This is a genomic window from Ruegeria sp. CDSC052 (genome assembly GCF_059610685.1).
Genome location: NZ_JBXWOB010000007.1, coordinates 99329 through 117161 on the forward strand (window position 1 = coordinate 99329; position 17833 = coordinate 117161).

The 17833-nt window shown below is 58.9% G+C and carries 20 protein-coding genes; 15 read left to right on the forward strand and 5 right to left on the reverse strand.

Annotated features, from left to right (window positions below):
- Positions 1-93: 93 nt before the first annotated feature.
- From AC2FIM_RS13065 to rarD, 10 genes are all read left to right on the forward strand, one after another.
- Positions 94-663, forward strand: coding sequence for a helix-turn-helix domain-containing protein (locus tag AC2FIM_RS13065; protein ID WP_142637059.1), 570 nt, complete (start codon positions 94-96; stop codon positions 661-663).
- Positions 663-1286: a LysE family translocator gene (locus AC2FIM_RS13070; RefSeq protein WP_496708151.1), complete on the forward strand. Its 624-nt coding sequence runs from the start codon at positions 663-665 to the stop codon at positions 1284-1286. The genes AC2FIM_RS13065 and AC2FIM_RS13070 overlap by 1 nt, the downstream gene beginning before the upstream one ends.
- 5 nt (positions 1287-1291) lie before the next feature.
- Positions 1292-1672 (forward strand): GFA family protein, encoded by a 381-nt coding sequence (locus AC2FIM_RS13075; RefSeq protein ID WP_142637055.1) that lies wholly within the window; start codon positions 1292-1294, stop codon positions 1670-1672.
- Between the two features lie 15 nt (positions 1673-1687).
- A complete protein-coding gene (locus AC2FIM_RS13080; protein ID WP_142637053.1) occupies positions 1688-4138 on the forward strand; it encodes a GcvT family protein in 2451 nt (816 codons plus the stop codon).
- Positions 4139-4157: 19 nt separating this feature from the next.
- Complete coding sequence (locus tag AC2FIM_RS13085; RefSeq protein ID WP_496708150.1) at positions 4158-4634, forward strand: cupin domain-containing protein; 477 nt, start codon at positions 4158-4160, stop codon at positions 4632-4634.
- Between the two features lie 2 nt (positions 4635-4636).
- Entirely contained in the window at positions 4637-5689 is a 1053-nt protein-coding gene (locus AC2FIM_RS13090; protein ID WP_425471984.1) for an alcohol dehydrogenase family protein, read from the forward strand.
- A 12-nt stretch (positions 5690-5701) separates the two neighbouring features.
- Entirely contained in the window at positions 5702-6592 is an 891-nt protein-coding gene (locus tag AC2FIM_RS13095; protein WP_142637049.1) for a homocysteine S-methyltransferase family protein, read from the forward strand.
- An 11-nt stretch (positions 6593-6603) separates the two neighbouring features.
- Entirely contained in the window at positions 6604-7578 is a 975-nt protein-coding gene (locus AC2FIM_RS13100; protein ID WP_142637047.1) for a GlxA family transcriptional regulator, read from the forward strand.
- Between the two features lie 89 nt (positions 7579-7667).
- The gene (locus AC2FIM_RS13105; protein ID WP_496677827.1) at positions 7668-10121 is read left to right on the forward strand and encodes a GcvT family protein; all 2454 of its coding nucleotides are present in this window, start codon (positions 7668-7670) and stop codon (positions 10119-10121) included.
- 142 nt (positions 10122-10263) lie between these two features.
- A complete protein-coding gene (rarD, locus tag AC2FIM_RS13110; protein ID WP_271949706.1) occupies positions 10264-11166 on the forward strand; it encodes an EamA family transporter RarD in 903 nt (300 codons plus the stop codon).
- On the opposite strand, the gene AC2FIM_RS13115 is transcribed toward rarD, so the two are convergent.
- The gene (locus AC2FIM_RS13115) at positions 11157-11873 is read right to left on the reverse strand and encodes an SGNH/GDSL hydrolase family protein (RefSeq protein ID WP_271949709.1); all 717 of its coding nucleotides are present in this window, start codon (positions 11871-11873) and stop codon (positions 11157-11159) included. The genes rarD and AC2FIM_RS13115 overlap by 10 nt on opposite strands.
- Positions 11870-12280, reverse strand: coding sequence for a nuclear transport factor 2 family protein (locus tag AC2FIM_RS13120; RefSeq protein ID WP_496692498.1), 411 nt, complete (start codon positions 12278-12280; stop codon positions 11870-11872). The genes AC2FIM_RS13115 and AC2FIM_RS13120 overlap by 4 nt, the downstream gene beginning before the upstream one ends.
- Positions 12281-12340: 60 nt before the next feature.
- Here AC2FIM_RS13120 and AC2FIM_RS13125 point away from each other — a divergent pair, with 60 nt between their 5' ends.
- Positions 12341-13024, forward strand: a complete 684-nt coding sequence (locus AC2FIM_RS13125) for an RluA family pseudouridine synthase (RefSeq protein WP_496702800.1) — start codon at positions 12341-12343, stop codon at positions 13022-13024.
- Between the two features lie 2 nt (positions 13025-13026).
- On the opposite strand, the gene AC2FIM_RS13130 is transcribed toward AC2FIM_RS13125, so the two are convergent.
- Complete coding sequence (locus AC2FIM_RS13130; protein ID WP_496692497.1) at positions 13027-13212, reverse strand: hypothetical protein; 186 nt, start codon at positions 13210-13212, stop codon at positions 13027-13029.
- Between the two features lie 103 nt (positions 13213-13315).
- Here AC2FIM_RS13130 and AC2FIM_RS13135 point away from each other — a divergent pair, with 103 nt between their 5' ends.
- The 4 genes from AC2FIM_RS13135 to AC2FIM_RS13150 all read left to right on the forward strand — a co-directional run bounded on the left by AC2FIM_RS13135 (position 13316) and on the right by AC2FIM_RS13150 (position 16293).
- On the forward strand, positions 13316-14008 hold the full coding sequence (locus AC2FIM_RS13135) for a helix-turn-helix transcriptional regulator (RefSeq protein WP_271949714.1): 693 nt from the start codon (positions 13316-13318) through the stop codon (positions 14006-14008).
- A gap of 117 nt (positions 14009-14125) precedes the next feature.
- The gene (locus AC2FIM_RS13140; protein WP_142637036.1) at positions 14126-14797 is read left to right on the forward strand and encodes a YiaD family glycine zipper/OmpA-like lipoprotein; all 672 of its coding nucleotides are present in this window, start codon (positions 14126-14128) and stop codon (positions 14795-14797) included.
- 115 nt (positions 14798-14912) lie between these two features.
- Entirely contained in the window at positions 14913-15455 is a 543-nt protein-coding gene (locus AC2FIM_RS13145) for an NADPH-dependent FMN reductase (RefSeq protein WP_496677825.1), read from the forward strand.
- A 49-nt stretch (positions 15456-15504) separates the two neighbouring features.
- Positions 15505-16293: an HTD2 family dehydratase gene (locus tag AC2FIM_RS13150; protein WP_496677824.1), complete on the forward strand. Its 789-nt coding sequence runs from the start codon at positions 15505-15507 to the stop codon at positions 16291-16293.
- Here AC2FIM_RS13150 and AC2FIM_RS13155 read toward each other — a convergent pair.
- Together AC2FIM_RS13155 and AC2FIM_RS13160 are read right to left on the reverse strand one after the other, a co-directional pair.
- Positions 16285-16764: a GNAT family N-acetyltransferase gene (locus AC2FIM_RS13155; protein ID WP_496732051.1), complete on the reverse strand. Its 480-nt coding sequence runs from the start codon at positions 16762-16764 to the stop codon at positions 16285-16287. The genes AC2FIM_RS13150 and AC2FIM_RS13155 overlap by 9 nt on opposite strands.
- Positions 16761-17801, reverse strand: coding sequence for an NAD(P)/FAD-dependent oxidoreductase (locus AC2FIM_RS13160; RefSeq protein WP_496677822.1), 1041 nt, complete (start codon positions 17799-17801; stop codon positions 16761-16763). Before AC2FIM_RS13160 ends, AC2FIM_RS13155 begins: the two co-directional genes overlap by 4 nt.
- Positions 17802-17833 lie beyond the last annotated feature (32 nt).

Below are 17833 nucleotides of genomic sequence, written 5' to 3' on the forward strand. Positions count from 1 at the left end.
GATTTTCCCAAGTGAAAAAATGCTTGGAATTTTCACCGATTCGCGGCATCGTGAAAAACACGAGGAAAATTTCACCAGATATCGGAGAGTTCGGTGAACAGCCAAGCCCCCCACAGTGCAACGCTCGGAGCCGACATTCGCGCATTGCGTAAGGCGCGTGGGTTGACGCTGACCGAGATCGCAGAGCGGTTGAACCGGTCGGTCGGATGGCTCAGCCAGGTTGAACGCGACAAGTCCGAACCGTCAATTTCAGACCTGCGTCAGATCGCGGAATGTCTGGGTGTGCCGATGTCCATGCTGTTCGCCCATTCTGCCGCCCCCGCCAATGAACAAGGCTATGTCGTGCGCGCCGGGTCGCGCCGCCCTATGGGGTCGGGCGAAGAAGGTCTGATCGAGGAACTGCTGTCACCCGATCTGACTGACGATTTTGAGATGGTGCATTCCACCTTTGAGCCGCATTCCAAGATGCAGAATCCGGCGGACCGCCCCACGCAAGAGGTTGGCTATGTGATTTCCGGTCAGTTGAATCTGACCATCGGCGCGCAAAGCTTTTCGGTTGGGCCCGGTGACAGTTTTCGGATCAAGAACGAACCCTATATTTGGGCGAACCCTCATGATGAGCCCGCTGTGGTCATCTGGGTCATCGCACCTCCGGTGTACTGATGAGTTTCGAGGCCTGGACCATATTCGCGCTGTTCTGGGTGGTGTTTGTAACCACACCGGGGCCTAACGCGGTGAACTGTATCTCGAACGGGATGAGCCTGCCCTTCACAAAAGCGATGCTGGGTGTCTTGGCGATCCTGACCCAAGCCAGCGCCTTTTTGGTTTTGTCGGCGCTTGGGGTGACGGCCTTGATCGCGGCCTCACCCACCGGATTCTTCATCGCCAAGCTGGTGGGCGCAGGGTTTCTGATCTGGCTGGGTGTCCGAGGCTGGAAGGCTGCAGAAAATCCCGCCCCTATTTCCGAATGCCCTGCACGGCATGTCTATCTGCACGCGCTGGCCGTCGCGACAATCAACCCCAAAAGCGTCGCGGGTTATCTTGCTGCATTCTCGCAATTCGTGCAGCCGGATGTGCCGATCTGGGAGCAAATGTTGGTCATCATGCCAACGGCGCTGATCATCACAACGCTCAGCTACATCGGGTTCACTCTTCTAGGTGCGCTTATGGGGCGGGCCGCGCTGGGGGCCGTGTTCAACATCTGGGTGCGCCGGGTCATGGCCACCTGTTTCATCATTTATGGCGTCTTGCTGGGCACCACCAGCGCGCCAGCAGCAAGGGGATAAGCGAAATGCATACAGGTTCCTGTCTGTGCGGCTCGGTTGCGTTCAAGATCGAAGGCGATCTTCCTGCCGCCTCGGCCTGCCATTGCGGTCAATGCCGCAAACAGTCGGGTCATGTCTGGGCCTCGACCTCGGCCCATCAAGACGACATCACCTTCACCGCCAGCGATACGCTGAGCTGGTTTCGTGCTTCCGACATCGCCCGACGGGGATTTTGCAACGCCTGCGGCTCTTATCTGTTCTGGCAGCATAAGGACGAAGACCGGATTGCCATTGCTATGGGGGCGCTGGATGCGCCCACCGGACTGACCCTCGCCCGCCATATATTTGTGGCTGACAAAGGTGATTACTACGACATCACGGACGATCTGCCTCAAGAGGCACAGTAACAGGGACTGAAAGACATGAGTGATTTTCCGACAAAAGCCCGCGTGGTTATTATCGGTGGCGGAGTGGTGGGGACATCGTCCCTGTATCATCTGGCCAAAAAGGGCTGGACCGATTGTGTTCTGCTGGAGAAAAATGAGCTGACCGCCGGGTCGACCTGGCATGCAGCTGGCAACGTGCCGACCTTTTCGACCTCTTGGGCGATCATGAACATGCAGCGCTATTCGACCGAGCTTTATGCGCGGCTGGGTGAAGAGGTCGACTATCCGATGAACTATCACCAGTCCGGCTCAATCCGGTTGGCCCATTCGAAAGAGCGGGTGCAGGAGTTCGAGCGGGCAATGGCGATGGGCCGTTATCAGGGCATCGAGATGGAGATGTGGACACCCGAACAGGCCAAAGAGCATTACCCGTTCCTGGAAACTCATGACCTTGAGGGTGTTCTGTTCGACCCGACCGATGGCGACATCGACCCGGCGCAGTTGACCCAGGCACTGGCCAAGGGTGCGCGCGACATGGGGGCGAAGATCCTGCGTTTCTGCCCGGCCACGGGTGTGACCCAGAAGGAAGACAAGACCTGGATCGTGCATACCGACAAGGGCGATATCGAAGCGGACCACGTGGTCAATGCCGCCGGGTATTACGCCCAGCGTGTGGGTGAATGGTTCAAGCCCTTCGGCGGTCGCACCGTTCCGGCCATGGTGATGAGCCACCAGTACCTGCTGACCGACGAAGTGCCCGAGATCGAGGAATGGTCCAAGGCCAATGGTGGTAAAAAGCTGCCGCTTCTGCGCGACGTGGATATCTCGTATTACCTTCGGCAGGAGAAGAACGGATTCAACCTTGGCCCCTATGAGCCCAACTGCAAGGGCCACTGGATGACCGAGGATGATCCGATGCCCGAGGATTTCAGTTTCCAGCTATGGAATGATGATCTGGACCGGATCGAAGACATCGTCACCGACGCGATGGAGCGGGTGCCGCTGATGGGGACCTCGGGCGTGGGCCGGGTGATCAACGGACCCATCCCCTACGCGCCGGACGGGCTGCCGCTGGTTGGCCCGATGCCGGGCGTGACCAACGCGTTTGAGGCGCATACCTTTACCTTCGGCATCGCGCAGGGCGGTGGTGCCGGCAAGGTGCTGGCCGAATGGATCGTCGATGGTGCAACTGAGTGGGATATGTGGGCCGTCGATCCGCGCCGTTACACCGATTACACCGATCAGGATTACTGCAACCAGAAGGGGCTTGAGGTCTATGGCAACGAATACGCCATGCATTTCCCGCACCATGAATGGCCCGCCGCGCGCGACAAAAAGCTGTCGCCTGTCCACACCAAGGTCAAGGAATTGGGCGGCGTGATGGGGCCCTATAACGGCTGGGAACGCGCCAACTGGTTTGCGCAACCGGGCGACGATACCTCTGAAGAAGCGACCCATACCTGGGGCCGTTCGGGGCCATGGGAGAAGCGGATCAAGGAAGAGTGCGAGGCTGTCCGTGATCATTGCGGCGTATTGGACTTGCCCGGATTTTCGCGTTTCATCGTAAAAGGTGAGGGTGCCGCCGAGGCGCTGCGGTCGCTGGTCACCGGCGGTTTGCCCAAGGTGGGTCGCATCAACCTGGTCTATATCTCAGATGGTCGCGGCCGGATCCTGACCGAAATGTCCTGTATCCGCCTCGGCGATGACGAGTTCGTCATGATCACGGCCGCTACAGCGCAATGGCATGACCGCGATATCCTGACCGAGGCAATGCCCACTGGCGTCACCGTCGAGGATGTCACCACCACTCGTGACACGCTGATCGTGACAGGTCCAAAATCGCGCGACATTCTGGCGGGGCTGAGCGATGCGGACCTGTCCAGTGGCTGGCTGACCCATCAATCGGCCACGGTTGCAGGTCAGCCCGCATTCCTGATCCGCGTCTCGTTTGCAGGAGAACTTGGCTGGGAGGTTCACGCGCTGAACGACCATATGCCCGCGATCTATGGCGCGATCCTTGACGCTGGTGCCAAACCGTTCGGGATGTACGCCCTGAACTCTCTGCGCATCGAAAAGGGTTATCGGGCTTGGAAAGGCGATCTGTCCACTGATTACTCTCTGTTGGAAGGCGGGTTGGAACGGTTCGTCAAACTTGACAAACCGCAGGACTTCCCCGGCAAGGCCGCGATCCTGAACGAAAAGCAGCAGGGCGTGAAAAAGGCGTTTGCCACTATGTTGGTCGAGGCAGGTGACGCGGATGCACCCTACATGTCCTGTATCTGGCACAACGGCGAGATCGTTGGCGAAACCACCTCGGGCGCTTGGGGGTATCGCGTTGGCCAATCCATTGCGCTGGGCATGATCCGTCCCGAATTGGCGGTGGCAGGTACCGAGCTTGAAATCGAAATCTTCGGTGAAAAGCGGCGCGCCGTGGTACAGGACGATAAACCGCTCTGGGATCCAGAAAACGAGCGGCTGCGCGCCTGATCGCCCGAAGGAGACCTGCATGAGCACGCGTTATTCAAAACGGGGGCCCGGAGAGGGCCTCAATTATGACTGGGAAAATGACCACACATTTGTGAAGGTTTCGACCCGGGATACTGATGGCGCCTATACGCTCATGGAAGACAATCTGAAGGCCAGCTTTGCGCTTGGCCTTCATCGCCATGAAACCCATGCCGAAAGCTTCTATTTTCTGGAAGGCGAAGTGGACTTCTACGTTGATGGCGACTGGCATCGCTGTGGGCCGGGCAGCACGATGCATGTGCCGCCCGGTGTGCCGCATGCCTGCCGCGTTGCTGGAAATGCACCTGCTAAGATGCTGATGATTTTCCAGCCTGCCGGTTTTGACGGATTCCTTGCTGAGCTGGCCAAGATGACCGAGGCGGACTTCGCCGATGAGGCGAAAATGGCCGAATTGAACGCGCGGTATGACATTGTCCCGATGGGCTCTGTGCCGCCTCATCCCGATGACGAGGTTTGATCATGACACTGCCTAAAACGATGTCCGGTGTATTCCTGACCTGTCACGGCGGGCCCGAGGCGCTGGAATGGCGTGACGATATACCCGTCCCAACCCCTGCGCCGGGGCAGGTTCTGGTCCGTGTGGCCGCAGCCGGGGTGAACAACACCGATATCAACACTCGTATCGGCTGGTACTCCTCGGATGTGACCGGCGCTACGGATGCGGTGGATCAAGAGGTCGAAGCCGGAGGCTGGGGTGGCGCGCTGAATTTCCCGCGCATTCAGGGCGGTGACCTGTGCGGCATCGTCGAAATCGCGGGGCCCGAGACCGGGTTCACCCCGGGCCAGCGCGTGACCTGTCCGATCAACCTGCCACGTCCGCGACCGGGCAACCCGACAGGCTTCATCGTGCTTGGGTCCGAGATTGACGGCGCCTTTGCGCAATATTGTTTGGTGCAGGCCGATGACCTTTATGATGTCAGCGCCTCACCCCTGTCCGACAATGAAATCGCTGCCATCCCCTGCGCCTTTGGAACCGCCGAGGCTATGCTGACCCGATCCGGTGTGACTGCCGGGCAAAAGGTGCTGATCACCGGCGCATCCGGTGGCGTCGGCCTTGCCGCTGTGCAACTGGCGGCGCTGCGCGGTGCCTCGGTTTGGGGCGTGACCGGTGCGGCCAAGGCCGAAGCGGTGAAAAGCCAGGGCGCGACCGCCACGTTCAACCGGGATGCGTCGCTGCCCACCGACATGTTCGACGTGGTCATTGACGTGGTGGGCGGACCTGCATGGGCTGACCTGATCCTGGCGCTGAAACCGGGCGGTCTCTATGCCGTTGCGGGTGCGATTGCTGGCCCGATTGTTCAAGCCGATCTGCGGGATATCTATCTGCGCGACATTACCATTCACGGCAGCACCCATCAGCCGTTCGAAGTCTTCGGTCGCCTGGTCGAACTGATGAATGCGGGGCGGATCAAGCCCCTGATTTCAAAAACCTATCCGCTGAAAGACATTGCGACGGCGCAAGAGGACTTTCAGTCAAAAACGTTTCCGGGAAAACTGGTTCTGGTTCCCTGAGGAGGTTCATTGATGGCAGATATAACCCTTCTGGATGGGTCTATTGGACAGGAACTGGTCAAACGCAGCGGCGATGCGCCGACGCCTTTGTGGTCGACCCGGGTGATGATGGACCATCCCGAGTTGGTCGGGGATGTGCATGCGGATTATTTCTCACGCGGTGCGACTGTGGCCACGACAAATACCTATGCTGTTCACCGGTCGCGTCTGGACCGTGTCGGCTTGGGTGATCAGCTGCCAGATCTGATCGAGGCGGCCCTGTCGCAGGCCGAGCGTGCGCGCCCGGCGGGTAGGCGCATCGCTGGGGCTTTGGGTCCGCTTCTCGCCTCTTACCGGCCGGACCTGAATCCAGAGGTCGAAGAGGCGGCAGAGAAATTCACCGAACTGGTGGCGATGATGGCAGATCGCGTTGATCTGTTCCTGATCGAAACCGTGTCGTCGGTGCAAGAGGCCGAAGGCGCGTTGCGTGGAACGGAACAGGCAGACAAGCCGGTCTGGCTGGCGCTGTCCGTGATGGATGATGATGGGACGCGGCTTCGGTCGGGTGAGCCATTGTCGGGAATAGCATCTTTGGTTGATCGCTTTACGCCTGAGGCCGTGCTGATCAACTGCTCGCGCCCCGAGGCGGTGCCCGCTGCGCTGAATATTATCGCCACCTTCGGGCGTCCGTTTGGGGCATATGCCAATGGCTTCACCGGGATTACCCAGGAATTTCTACAAGACGCCCCAACCGTCGATGCGCTGCAACAGCGCCACGACCTTGGGCCGGATGAATATGCTGATCAGGCGATGGGGTGGGTGGCGCAGGGTGCAACTATCATCGGCGGATGCTGCGAAGTCGGTCCCGATCACATTCAGCGACTGGCAGATCGGCTGTGCGCTGCTGGCCACAGCATCGTCTGAAGGGGGTAAAGATGCGGCAACGACCAGATAGCTTGACCGACAAGGCGCAGATACATTTCGATGTTCTGGTCGCGCCGGGCTATGTGCTGTTGGAGCTTGCCGCATTGATTGAGGTTCTGAGGCTGGCCAACCGCGTCTGCCCCAACCCGCCCTTCAGCTTTACCTATCGGTCTCTGAAAGGTGGGCCCATTGCCAGCAGCAGCGATGCGACGGTCCAAACTGAACCCGTATCAACCCATCCCAAGGCGGATTATCTGTTTGTGATCGGAAATTCCGACCCTGACCACCCCGATCTGTCTATCGGACGGGTTGTATCGGACTATACGTTCCGAGGCGCTCAGGTCTTTTTGCTGGCCGAAGCTGCCAGCCGCTATATTGACGAATTTGGCACCGCAGACATGGCGACCCATTGGGAAAACGCCTCTTTCCTGAGTGAACGCGGGGCCCGGTTCGAGGCGAAGCTGTCGATAGCCACAGAACAGGGCCAGGTCGTGACCTGCGCAGGGATGGAGGCGACAACCGATGTTGCTTTGTCCGTGATCGGACGCCACATCTCGGGGCCTGCCAAGATGACGGTGGCCAATATCATGCTGCACGAAAATATCCGCGACTTTTCATCGATGCAGCCTTTCTCGGGGGCGCAACTGACAGCTACTGGGGACGCCAAGCTGGATCAATGTATCAAGCTGATGCAGGCCAATATCGAAGACCCCTTACCCATCCAGCAGATTGTCGAGGCATTAAATCTTTCGAACCGATCGCTTGAGCGAAAATTCAAAGCTTTCTTTGGCACCAGCCCAAACGGTTTCTATCGCGAGATGCGGCTGGCGAAGGCTAACAACCTGCTGCTGAACACCACGATGAGCGTTCGGGAAATCGGTCTGGCCTGCGGCTTTCCGAACGGTTTCTCATCGGTTTACAAAAGCTTTTTCGGGGTCACGCCCTTTGTTCTGAGGCGCGAAAGACGGGCTGCGTCACATAGGTGAAAATCGCCCATAACATGACGCTTTTGGTGCATTTATTGTCGATCTTCCATGGCAACGTGCCCAAAACCTGATTCAGCGGAGTCCTCAGGATGGTTGATCTTCCAAACAAAGCCCGAGTTGTCATCATCGGCGGCGGCGTCATCGGATGCTCGGTTGCCTATCATCTGACCAAGAAAGGTTGGAGCGATGTTGTGCTGCTTGAACGCAAGCAGTTGACCAGCGGCACCACATGGCATGCGGCGGGTCTGATCGCTCAGCTGCGGGCCTCGTCCAACATGACCAAACTGGCAAAATACACGCAGGAGCTTTACGGCGCGCTGGAAGAGGAAACCGGCGTGTCCACCGGGCTTAGGCGCTGTGGATCGATCACCGTGGCGCTGACTGAGGAACGCCGTGAAGAGATCTATCGCCTGGCTGCCATGGCACGTGCCTTTGGCGTTGAGGTCGAAGAGATTTCCAATGAGCGCGTCAAGGAAATGTATCCGCATCTGAATGTCGAAGACGTCAAGGGCGCGGTCTATCTTCCGCTGGACGGGCAGGGTGACCCGGCCAATATCGCGCTGGCCCTGGCTAAGGGCGCGCGGCAACGCGGTGCCATTACCAAGGAACGGGTGAAGGTCACCGACATCACCAAACAAGGTCGCACTGTGACCGGTGTGGACTGGGTTGCCGATGACGGCAGCGCTTCGGGTCATATTGAATGCGACATGGTGGTGAACTGTGCCGGCATGTGGGGGCACGAGGTCGGCCGCATGGCCGGTGTGAACGTCCCGCTGCACGCCTGCGAACATTTCTACATCGTCACCGAAGGCATTGACGGACTGTCGCAACTGCCGGTTCTGCGGGTGCCGGATGAATGCGCCTATTACAAGGAAGATGCGGGCAAAATCCTGCTGGGTGCTTTTGAGCCCAATGCCAAGCCCTGGGGGATGAACGGCATCCCGGAAAGCTTTGAGTTTGACCAGTTGCCCGAGGATTTCGACCATTTCGAGCCCATCCTCGAAGCGGCTTGTAACCGGATGCCGATGCTGGCCGAAGCTGGGATTCATACATTTTTCAATGGACCAGAGAGCTTTACCCCCGACGATGCCTATCACCTCGGTCTCGCGCCCGAGATGGACAATGTCTGGGTCGCGGCGGGCTTCAACTCGATCGGCATTCAATCTGCGGGCGGTGCGGGCATGGCGCTGGCGGAATGGATGGATAGCGGCGAGAAACCGTTTGATCTGGGCGATGTGGATATCAGCCGGATGCAGCCGTTTCAAGGCAATAAGCAATATCTGTTTGAGCGTTCGAAAGAGACGCTGGGCCTGCTGTACGCCGACCACTACCCCTATCGCCAGAAAGCCACTGCGCGCGGTGTTCGGCGCACCCCGTTCCATCACCATCTGAAAGAGCAGGGCGCGGTGTTTGGTGAACTGGCGGGCTGGGAGCGTGCAAACTGGTACGCAAATCCGGGGCAGGAGCGCGAATACCAGTACAGTTGGAAACGTCAGAATTGGTTCGAGAACTCAGCTGCTGAACACCGCGCGGTGCGCGAGAATGTGGGCATGTACGACATGTCTTCTTTTGGCAAGATTCGCGTTGAAGGACCGGATGCCGAGGCGTTCATGAACTATATTGGGGGCGGCGATTATTCGGTGCCGAACGGCAAGATCGTCTATACCCAGTTCCTAAACCGCACCGGCGGGATCGAGGCGGATGTGACGGTGACCCGTCTGACCGAGACCGCCTATCTGGTCGTGACCCCGGCGGCGACGCGGCTGGCGGATCAGACCTGGATGATGCGCCATGTGGGTAGCTTCAACGTGGTCATAACCGATGTCACCGCTGGCGAAGGCGTTTTGGCCGTGATGGGCCCCAATGCGCGCGCTTTGCTGGAAAAGGTCTCGCCGGCGGATTTCTCGAACGCGACCAACCCCTTTGGCACCGCACAAGAGATTGAGATTGGCATGGGCCTGGCCCGCGCTCATCGGGTGACCTATGTGGGCGAGCTGGGATGGGAGATCTACATGTCCGCCGATATGGCGGGCCATGTGTTCGAAACGCTGCATGAGGCCGGTCAGGGCATGGACCTGAAACTCTGTGGCATGCACATGATGGACAGTTGCCGGATCGAAAAGGGCTTTCGCCATTTTGGTCATGACATCACGTGCGAGGACAACGTCGTGGATGCCGGGCTTGGTTTTGCGGTCAAGGTGGACAAAGGCTGTGACTTTATCGGGCGCGAAGCAGTGATTGCCCGCAAGGAAAGCGGGCCCAAAAACCGTCTGGTTCAGTTCCGCCTGACCGACCCGGAACCGCTGTTGTTCCATAATGAACCGATCGTGCGGGACGGGGAATATGTCGGTTATCTCAGCTCGGGCAATTATGGTCATACTTTGGGTGGCGCTATCGGTATGGGCTATGTGCCCTGCGAGGGTGAGAAGGCGGCGGATGTTCTGGGGTCAACCTATGAGATCGACGTGTGCGGCGTGAAGGTAATGGCCGAGGCGTCGTTGAAACCGATGTACGATCCGAAATCCGAACGCGTCAAAGTGTAATCAAATTGTCGGAGCGCTGCGGCGCTCCGGCTTTGTTCTGGTCTCACATATCAAATATCCTGATGGGTTGCTTCACAGTTTTCGCGGTTCCCAAGAATGTCCGGGTTGCCGTAAAGACGACCGGTATTCCCGGAGATCCGCAATGGCTGACGCAACACCCACACAAAATGCCGATACGCCAAAAGGACTTGTTCTGGCGGTAACGGCCTATGTTTTGTGGGGTTTTTTGCCGTTATACATGAAGGCGATGGCCCATATCGCGCCGGTTGAGGTTGTGGCGCATCGTATCATCTGGTCGGTGCCTTTGGCCGGGCTATTGCTGATCGCACTGGGCCGGACGCGGGATTTGAAGTCAGCTTTGCGCGATCCCAAGATGCTGGGCATGGCCTGTCTGACGGCTGCGTTGATATCGGTGAACTGGGCGATCTATGTCTGGGCCATAGCCAGTGGGCATGCGCTGGACGCAGCGCTGGGCTATTACATAAATCCGCTGTTCAGTATCGCGCTGGGCGCGGTGCTGCTGCGCGAACCTTTGAACCGGACGCAGCTGATTGCTGTTGGGTTGGCCGCAGCCGGGGTGGTGGTTCTTGTTATAGAGGCCGGAAGCCTGCCTTGGGCGGCGCTGGGGCTTATGTTCAGCTGGGGGTTCTACGCCTTCTTCAAACGCTCACTCCCCATCGGACCAAATCAGGGGTTCTTGCTGGAAGTGCTGATCCTGCTGATCCCCGCATTGGTTTATGTGACTTGGCTGGGGATCAACGGGACGGGGCATTTCGGGCTGGTCGCAACCGACACCATGCTGCTGGCCGGGGCCGGGGTGGTGACCGCCGTGCCGCTGTTGATCTATGCCAATGGCGCCAAGCTGGTGCGCCTGTCGACGATGGGCATCCTGCAATATATCGCGCCGACCATGATTTTTGTGACTGCTATCGCGGTTTTTGGAGAGCAGATTGACCGTGGCCGCTTGATTGCGTTTCCGCTGATCTGGGCCGCACTTGTGGTCTATTCGATCCCGATGATCCGGCAGATACGCGCTCAGGCCTGACGCAACAATTCGGCGGCCTCATGCGCCCAGATCGCATAGGCTTTGGGGCTGGGATGATACCCATCCGAGGCGGCCAGTGCCGGGTCGTCGGGCAGATCAATCGACAAATGGCGGATCTGAGGGAATTCAGTCGCGACCTGCTGCAAACCCTGGTCCAGCCGGGCTGCCTGACGCCCCAGCACCCAGGCAAGCGGTTGCGGCAAGGCGGGAAACCGACCCATCTGGGGAACGGCCGTTACAATGACACGCCGGGCTCCAAGCTGGTCGGTGATCAGGTGCATCAGACGGGATTGGTGTTCGACAAACCGCTTTTTAGTGACGCCACGGGTGACGTCATTGACGCCAAGCGCCGTAATGGCGGCATCAAATTGATCTGTCAGACCGTCAAGGCGTTTCAGTGTATCCAGCGTTGTATGCCCTGTCATAGCCTCGAGCCGCCATTCGACACTGTGGCTTTTTGCTAGCTGTGCGACCAACTGCCCGGACAAAGCCTGCGCCTGGGTGCCAGCGCCAACACCTGCTGCCGAGCTGTCGCCTGCGATTAGCAACCGCAAACGCGGGCCGCGCCCTTCACGGCCTTCGCGCGGCCCGGTCGGTTCGGGCAGGAACCGCGCCTTTCGTCGAACTGAAATCCCCTGTGCCGCCAATAGTGGCAACAGCGGTAGTCTCAGAAACTGATCAGCTCCGATCCGGGCAGGCTTGGTCAACCCAAAGCGTCCTTAAAATTGATAAAGCGAGGGTCTTTTGCCACGCGTGCCATCATCTCGGTGCGCAGGGCTGCAATAGTTTTAAGTGGGCGCATGACCACTTCGAACTTTTCGATCAAGCCTTCATCATTCAGCCGGATCAAGTCCACACCAACCGCATCCAGATCACCAACCTTGCACTGAAATTCCAGCGCCCAGTCTTTGCCGTCACCCATGATCCGACGATAGCTGAAGTCCGAGAATACCTGCCCCACATGCCCTAGCAGAGCCGCCACGGGTTCGCGCCCGGCCCAGGTGCTGTAGTAGGTCGGCGGCAGAAAACGCACGTCTTCGGCCAGAAACTCGTGAATCAGACTGTCATCGCCTTTTGTGATGACATCTTTGAGTTGTTCGATTGTCGGGTGCATTGTTTCTCCTCCGAGTTGTCGCATGATTTGCTGAACTATTCAGTTCAGGCAAGCACGACGTTGCGGGAGGTTGTCGCTTGCGATAGGCAGACCCGCATGAGCGAGACCTACGATCCCCCGAAAACACCGCTGGATGTGCTGCACGAAGATGCGCATCTGATTGTGGTGAACAAGCCCTCGGGGCTTTTGTCCGTACCGGGTCGCGGAGAGCATCTGGCCGATTGTCTGTTGACCCGTGTGCAGGCGGCGTTCCCGCAGGCCCTGCTTGTGCACCGGTTGGACCGCGACACTTCGGGCGTGATGGTTTTTGCCCAAACCCCTCATGCGCAGCGCAATCTGAGCATGCAGTTCGAACAGCGTCAAACTCGCAAGACCTATATCGCCCGGGTCTGGGGTCTGGTCGAGGCAAAGACCGGAGCCGTTGATCTGCCGTTGATTGTGGATTGGCCCAACAGGCCGCTGCAAATGGTGTGCCATGAGACCGGCAAACCTGCGGTGACGGATTGGCGCGTGGTCAAATATGAAGGCAACACTACCCGCATACGCCTGTTCCCGAAAACCGGGCGCTCGCACCAGCTGCGGGTTCACATGCTGGCGCTGGGCCATCCGATTTTGGGTGATCCGTTCTATGCAAAAGGTGAGGCACGAGCCTTCCCGCGCCTCATGCTGCATTCCGAGGAATTGCGGCTGAAAAGCCCCGATAGCGGGACGTCGATGAAGTTTCGCGCAAATGCCGAGTTCTAGAGTCAGGCGGGGTTGGTCCAAAGCAGTTTGAGATTGCCCAGTGAAAATCGTCTGACCTGTTTCCTAGGGGCGCAGGGCTGTCGGCTGGCCATGATCTCGCGTTCGATTTCAAAGGCGCGCAGGGTATGGTCCTGGGACCAGCGTCCCAGTTGCAGTGTCATCATTACGTGATTGTCGAGGCTGGGCATCAGTAATCTCCTGTGAATTGTTGAACCAGCATCCCGCATCACTCCTGACAGCGCGTTGTCAGGGGGGTGTGCTAAGGTGTCAGCAGAGAAACCGGAGTTTGCCATGCGCCGTTCGTCCCGCCTGTTTGAAATCATCCAGATTCTGCGTGCCGCCGACGCCCCGGTTACCGCTGAGATGCTGGCGCAAAAGCTCGAAGTCTCGGTGCGCACGGTGTATCGCGACATCGCGGCACTGCAGGCCCAACGCACACCGATCGAGGGCGAAGCCGGCGTCGGGTATCTGATGCGGCGGGGCTATGACTTGCCACCACTGAACTTCGACGCTGAAGAGGTCGAGGCGCTTTGGGTCGGTCTGTCAATGCTGGCACGGACCGGCGACAGTACCCTGCAAGAGGCCGCCAAACGCATTTGCCGGAAAATAGAAGGCCTGCGCGCAAGTCCCGACTGGTTGCAGGTCGCGCCTTGGGGGGCTCCGGTTGATGATCCGGCCAAGGGCTGTATCCCGGTCGTGAATTACCGCGAAGCCATCCGGGACGAGCGCAAGCTTCGCCTCACATATGTCAGCTCGCAAGACGTTCGCTCCGAACGGGTCGTCCGTCCGGTTGCCCTGATCTATCACATCGAGTGCACGATGCTGGTTGCGTGGTGCGAATTGCGCAACGGTTTTCGCCATTTTCGGACCGATCGCGTCTGGGCCTGCGAAATGGTTGACGATCATTTCTGCGGCCAAGGGCAGCCGCTGCGGGAGATCTGGCAGGAGCAGAACCAATGGGGTTCCCCTGCCGAGGCCCATTGAACGGCGGGTATTCGCCGATATCACCTGATTGTTGCTTGAGCCTGCGGGGGGGCAGCGCGATATACTGTGCCAAATAATGGGACCCGGCAAACGGGCCTCTGAGCAGAAGGTGATATCATGACGATTTCCAAGCTTGTTGTTTCTGCTGGGCTTTGCTCGGCCTTGTTCTTGGCGGGCTGCACCGACCCCGGAACGCTGAACTTGCCCTCGGACCCCAACCAAAATACCAAACAGGGTGCGCTTTTGGGTGGGTTGGTTGGTGCCGGTGTCGGGGCCATTGCGAACGACTCGGATCCGCTTCTGGGTGCGCTGGCTGGTGGTGCAATCGGTGCAGCAGGTGGCGGCCTTATCGGCAATCAACTGGACCGTCAGGCGGCTGAGTTGCGCCAGCAGCTGGCAAATGATGGCATCACAATCGTCAACGCGGGCGACCGCCTGATTGTTACCGTCCCCAACGACATCACCTTTGACACCGACAGCTCGACCGTGCGGCCTGCATTGCGTTCTGATTTGGTCCGGGTGGGTCAGAATTTGGTGAGATATCCCAACTCGGCCGTTCAGGTCATTGGCCATACGGACAGTGATGGCGAAGCCTCTTATAATCAGGCCCTATCTGAGCGTCGGGCGAGGTCCGTGGCGGATGTTCTTCAAGCCAATGGTGTGAACGGGGCCCGTATCAGCACCATCGGTTTGGGTGAGAACCGACCTGCGGCCTCGAATCTCACACCCGAAGGGAAGGCGCGGAATCGTCGGGTCGATATCGAAATCATCCCCAACGGCAACACCTGATGTGACCGGGCACCGACAAGGTGCCCGTTTTTGCACATTGACTGCGCGTCAAGTGGGCTTTGGCTGGCGGTGATCAGGGGCTACCTTCTGGAAAACGCCTGAACGGAGACCTTTTATGTCCGAACCGATCCTTCTGAGCCTGTCAGGTTCGCTGCGCCAAAATGCCACCAACCGAAAACTGCTTCGCGAGGCGGCGCGGCTGTTTGAGCCGGGCACTCATATCGAGGCTGACTTGAACTTGCCATTATATGACGGTGATCTTGAAGAAGGCGAAGGGGTTCCCGTGACCGTCCAGATTTTGGCGGATCAGATTGCCCGTTCGGATGCGGTCATCATTTCGACGCCGGAATATAATAAAGCGCCGTCAGGTGTGTTGAAGAATGCGCTGGACTGGGTCAGCCGCACCAAGGACAAGCCTTGGGCAGGCAAGCCGGTTGCGGTGATGTCTGCCGCTGCGGGCCGTGCCGGCGGGGAACGTGCACAGATGATACTGCGCAGCTATATGGTTCCGTTCCAGACGCGCATCTTGCAAGGGCCGGAAATTCATCTGGCCGACAGTTCGAACGAATTCGACGCGCAGGGCAAGCTGGTTAACGAACGCTATGAAAACGCCCTTCGGACCTTGATGAAGAACTTGCGGTCAGAGGCCGGTTTCTGAAACTGCCGGTTTGCTTGCCCGTATGGGGCAGGCCGCCTAATCTTGCGCTATGTCGATGGAAATTCAGACAGATGTGATGGACGCAGCCCGTGCTGGCGCGCTGCAGGTGGCGCTTGGGAAACAGGCAACTGCGAGGGGCGGCACTGCGTTGCCGCCGTTCTTTCATCACCTGTATTTCTGGACTCCGCAGCCACCCGGCCAACTTGGGCGCGACGGACATCCCAAAGTCGGGGGCCTGATCCCCGATATGGGCCTACCCCGCAGAATGTGGGCAGGCGGACGCTTGGAGTTTTTCGCGCCTCTGATAGCAGGTCAGTTAGCCGAACGGCGATCGCTATGTGAAAGTTCGAGTTCGAAATCGGGACGCACCGGCCCCTTGGGCTTTGTCACGTTGCGCCACGAGGTTTGGCAGGGCGGTGCGCTGCGCCTGACCGAATGGCAGGATCTGGTTTACCGCCAAGACCCCTCGGCGGATACGGTCACCCCTCCCGCACCACTGGCCAGGCAAGATGAAACCGAACATCGCGAGCTGTCCTTCGACAGCACGATGCTGTTTCGCTACTCGGCCCTGACATTTAACGGACACCGCATTCACTATGACATCGACTATGCTCGTGATGTCGAAGGATATCCCGGGCTGGTCGTGCATGGCCCGCTTTTGGCGCAGCACCTGATGTTGTTTGCGGAAGATGTGATGGGCCCATTGGCGCAGTTTTCTTTCCGCGCAACCTCGGCATTGATGCATTTCGAAACTGCGAGCCTGTGCCGGAGGGGCAATACCCTGTGGGTGCGTGCGGCAGACGGGCGCCAATGTATGATTGCCGAAGCCTCAGCCTAAATGTTTCTGCATGGTAATCAAGGTCGCCCGGGTGAACCCGGGATGCGCCGTTTCCGCCGTTTTGACAAAGCCCATCCGGACAAAGGAGGCATGGTTTTCGACCAATTCGACCCGTGCCTTCAGTTCCAGCGTCGCAAAACCTATTTCAACCGCCCGCGCGGATGCCAGATCGACCAGACGCTGTGCCAGCCCCTGACCACGTCGGGTTTCGTCCACAGCCAGTTTGCTCAGATACAGACAGTCCTGTTTGGGAGTCAGAAATACGACCGCATCCGGGCGATTGCCTATGATCCAAACCTCGTGGTCGCGGGCCTGTTGCCGAAGCGTTTCCTCGGTCAGGCGATGCATTGACGAGGGCGGGTCTATACGCCCCTCCATGAATGCAAAGCTGTGGCGGATCAGGCGTAACACCTGTGGCAATATCGGATCGTCCGGTTGCAGGCGAACTGGGGTGTCGTCGAGGGAGGTCACAAAGAAGCCTCGGGTTGAAAATCTGCGGGGATTTCATCGCGCCCTTCAAGCACCAGTTCGGCCATGACTTCTGCCACTTTGGGCGCCATACCAAAGCCGATCTTGAACCCTCCATTCGCGATGAATTCTCCGGCGTGCAGCGGATGCGCACCCAACATCGGCGCACGGCTTTTGCTGCGGGGTCGAATCCCGGCCCAGCGTTCGATCACTTCGGCACCGTGCAGGACCGGAACCGCCCGCGTGGCCCGGTCCAGGACATCATCCAGCGCCGCATCGGTGCTGGTTGGGTCGTCATAGTCCCGTTCCGAGGTCGATCCGATGGCCAATGTGCCATCCGCATGCGGGACAATGTGAACGGCATCTGCAAACAGCTGGGAAACGTCCCCGGCATCGAACCGCAGCAATGCCGCCTGTCCCTTGACGCCATTGCCGACCGTTTTGCCAAAGGCGTCGTTCAGTTCTAGCAGGCCGGAAAGCCCGGTGGCGTGAATGATCTGCCCTAGATTGGCCGCATCGGTTTTGACCTCAACCCCCATCACCGCCAGCGCCGAAACCAGTGCAGAGCATGCCCGCCTTGGGTGCATCCGGGCGCTAAGCGTGTCGTGGATCACAAAGCCGGTGGGGCTGGGAGGGCACCACGACCCGACCTCATCCATTGCAACAACGCGCCATTCGGCCCGCCCCTGCCATAGCTCCGCGGCGGTGACCGTACGTGCATGGGCCAGATCCAGCGTGCGGCTATCTGCGATGGGCTGCAGCCTACCCAACCGGGCATATCCGGCTGAGACGCCTCCGGTCGCCTCAACCTGTTTCCAGAAGGGTTCGGCCATGATCAGGCTTTCGAATTGAAATGCTTTCTTGGCATTCCAATTCTCGGGCACATGTGGTGCCAAAGCCCCGACCAGACCGCCGCTGGACCCGGCACCGGGGCCAAAAGGATCTATGACCTGAACTTTTGCGCCGCGTCTAGCGCAGGCCCAGGCGATCGAAAGGCCAAAAATGCCTGCGCCTCGCACCGTCACATCGACCATTGCCATTCCCCTTTTCCTTGTTCAGTGTCGCGCCGCTT

What these genes read in the sequence shown, in the direction of transcription:
- AC2FIM_RS13070 (WP_496708151.1), top strand. Translation starts at nt 663, where the DNA reads ATGAGTTTCGAGGCCTGGACCATATTCGCGCTGTTCTGGGTGGTGTTT.
- AC2FIM_RS13075 (WP_142637055.1), top strand. Translation starts at nt 1,292, where the DNA reads ATGCATACAGGTTCCTGTCTGTGCGGCTCGGTTGCGTTCAAGATCGAA.
- AC2FIM_RS13080 (WP_142637053.1), top strand. Translation starts at nt 1,688, where the DNA reads ATGAGTGATTTTCCGACAAAAGCCCGCGTGGTTATTATCGGTGGCGGA.
- AC2FIM_RS13085 (WP_496708150.1), top strand. Translation starts at nt 4,158, where the DNA reads ATGAGCACGCGTTATTCAAAACGGGGGCCCGGAGAGGGCCTCAATTAT.
- AC2FIM_RS13090 (WP_425471984.1), top strand. Translation starts at nt 4,637, where the DNA reads ATGACACTGCCTAAAACGATGTCCGGTGTATTCCTGACCTGTCACGGC.
- AC2FIM_RS13095 (WP_142637049.1), top strand. Translation starts at nt 5,702, where the DNA reads ATGGCAGATATAACCCTTCTGGATGGGTCTATTGGACAGGAACTGGTC.
- AC2FIM_RS13100 (WP_142637047.1), top strand. Translation starts at nt 6,604, where the DNA reads ATGCGGCAACGACCAGATAGCTTGACCGACAAGGCGCAGATACATTTC.
- AC2FIM_RS13105 (WP_496677827.1), top strand. Translation starts at nt 7,668, where the DNA reads ATGGTTGATCTTCCAAACAAAGCCCGAGTTGTCATCATCGGCGGCGGC.
- rarD (WP_271949706.1), top strand. Translation starts at nt 10,264, where the DNA reads ATGGCTGACGCAACACCCACACAAAATGCCGATACGCCAAAAGGACTT.
- AC2FIM_RS13120 (WP_496692498.1), bottom strand. Translation starts at nt 12,280, where the DNA reads ATGCACCCGACAATCGAACAACTCAAAGATGTCATCACAAAAGGCGAT.
- AC2FIM_RS13130 (WP_496692497.1), bottom strand. Translation starts at nt 13,212, where the DNA reads ATGCCCAGCCTCGACAATCACGTAATGATGACACTGCAACTGGGACGC.
- AC2FIM_RS13135 (WP_271949714.1), top strand. Translation starts at nt 13,316, where the DNA reads ATGCGCCGTTCGTCCCGCCTGTTTGAAATCATCCAGATTCTGCGTGCC.
- AC2FIM_RS13140 (WP_142637036.1), top strand. Translation starts at nt 14,126, where the DNA reads ATGACGATTTCCAAGCTTGTTGTTTCTGCTGGGCTTTGCTCGGCCTTG.
- AC2FIM_RS13145 (WP_496677825.1), top strand. Translation starts at nt 14,913, where the DNA reads ATGTCCGAACCGATCCTTCTGAGCCTGTCAGGTTCGCTGCGCCAAAAT.
- AC2FIM_RS13150 (WP_496677824.1), top strand. Translation starts at nt 15,505, where the DNA reads ATGTCGATGGAAATTCAGACAGATGTGATGGACGCAGCCCGTGCTGGC.
- AC2FIM_RS13160 (WP_496677822.1), bottom strand. Translation starts at nt 17,801, where the DNA reads ATGGCAATGGTCGATGTGACGGTGCGAGGCGCAGGCATTTTTGGCCTT.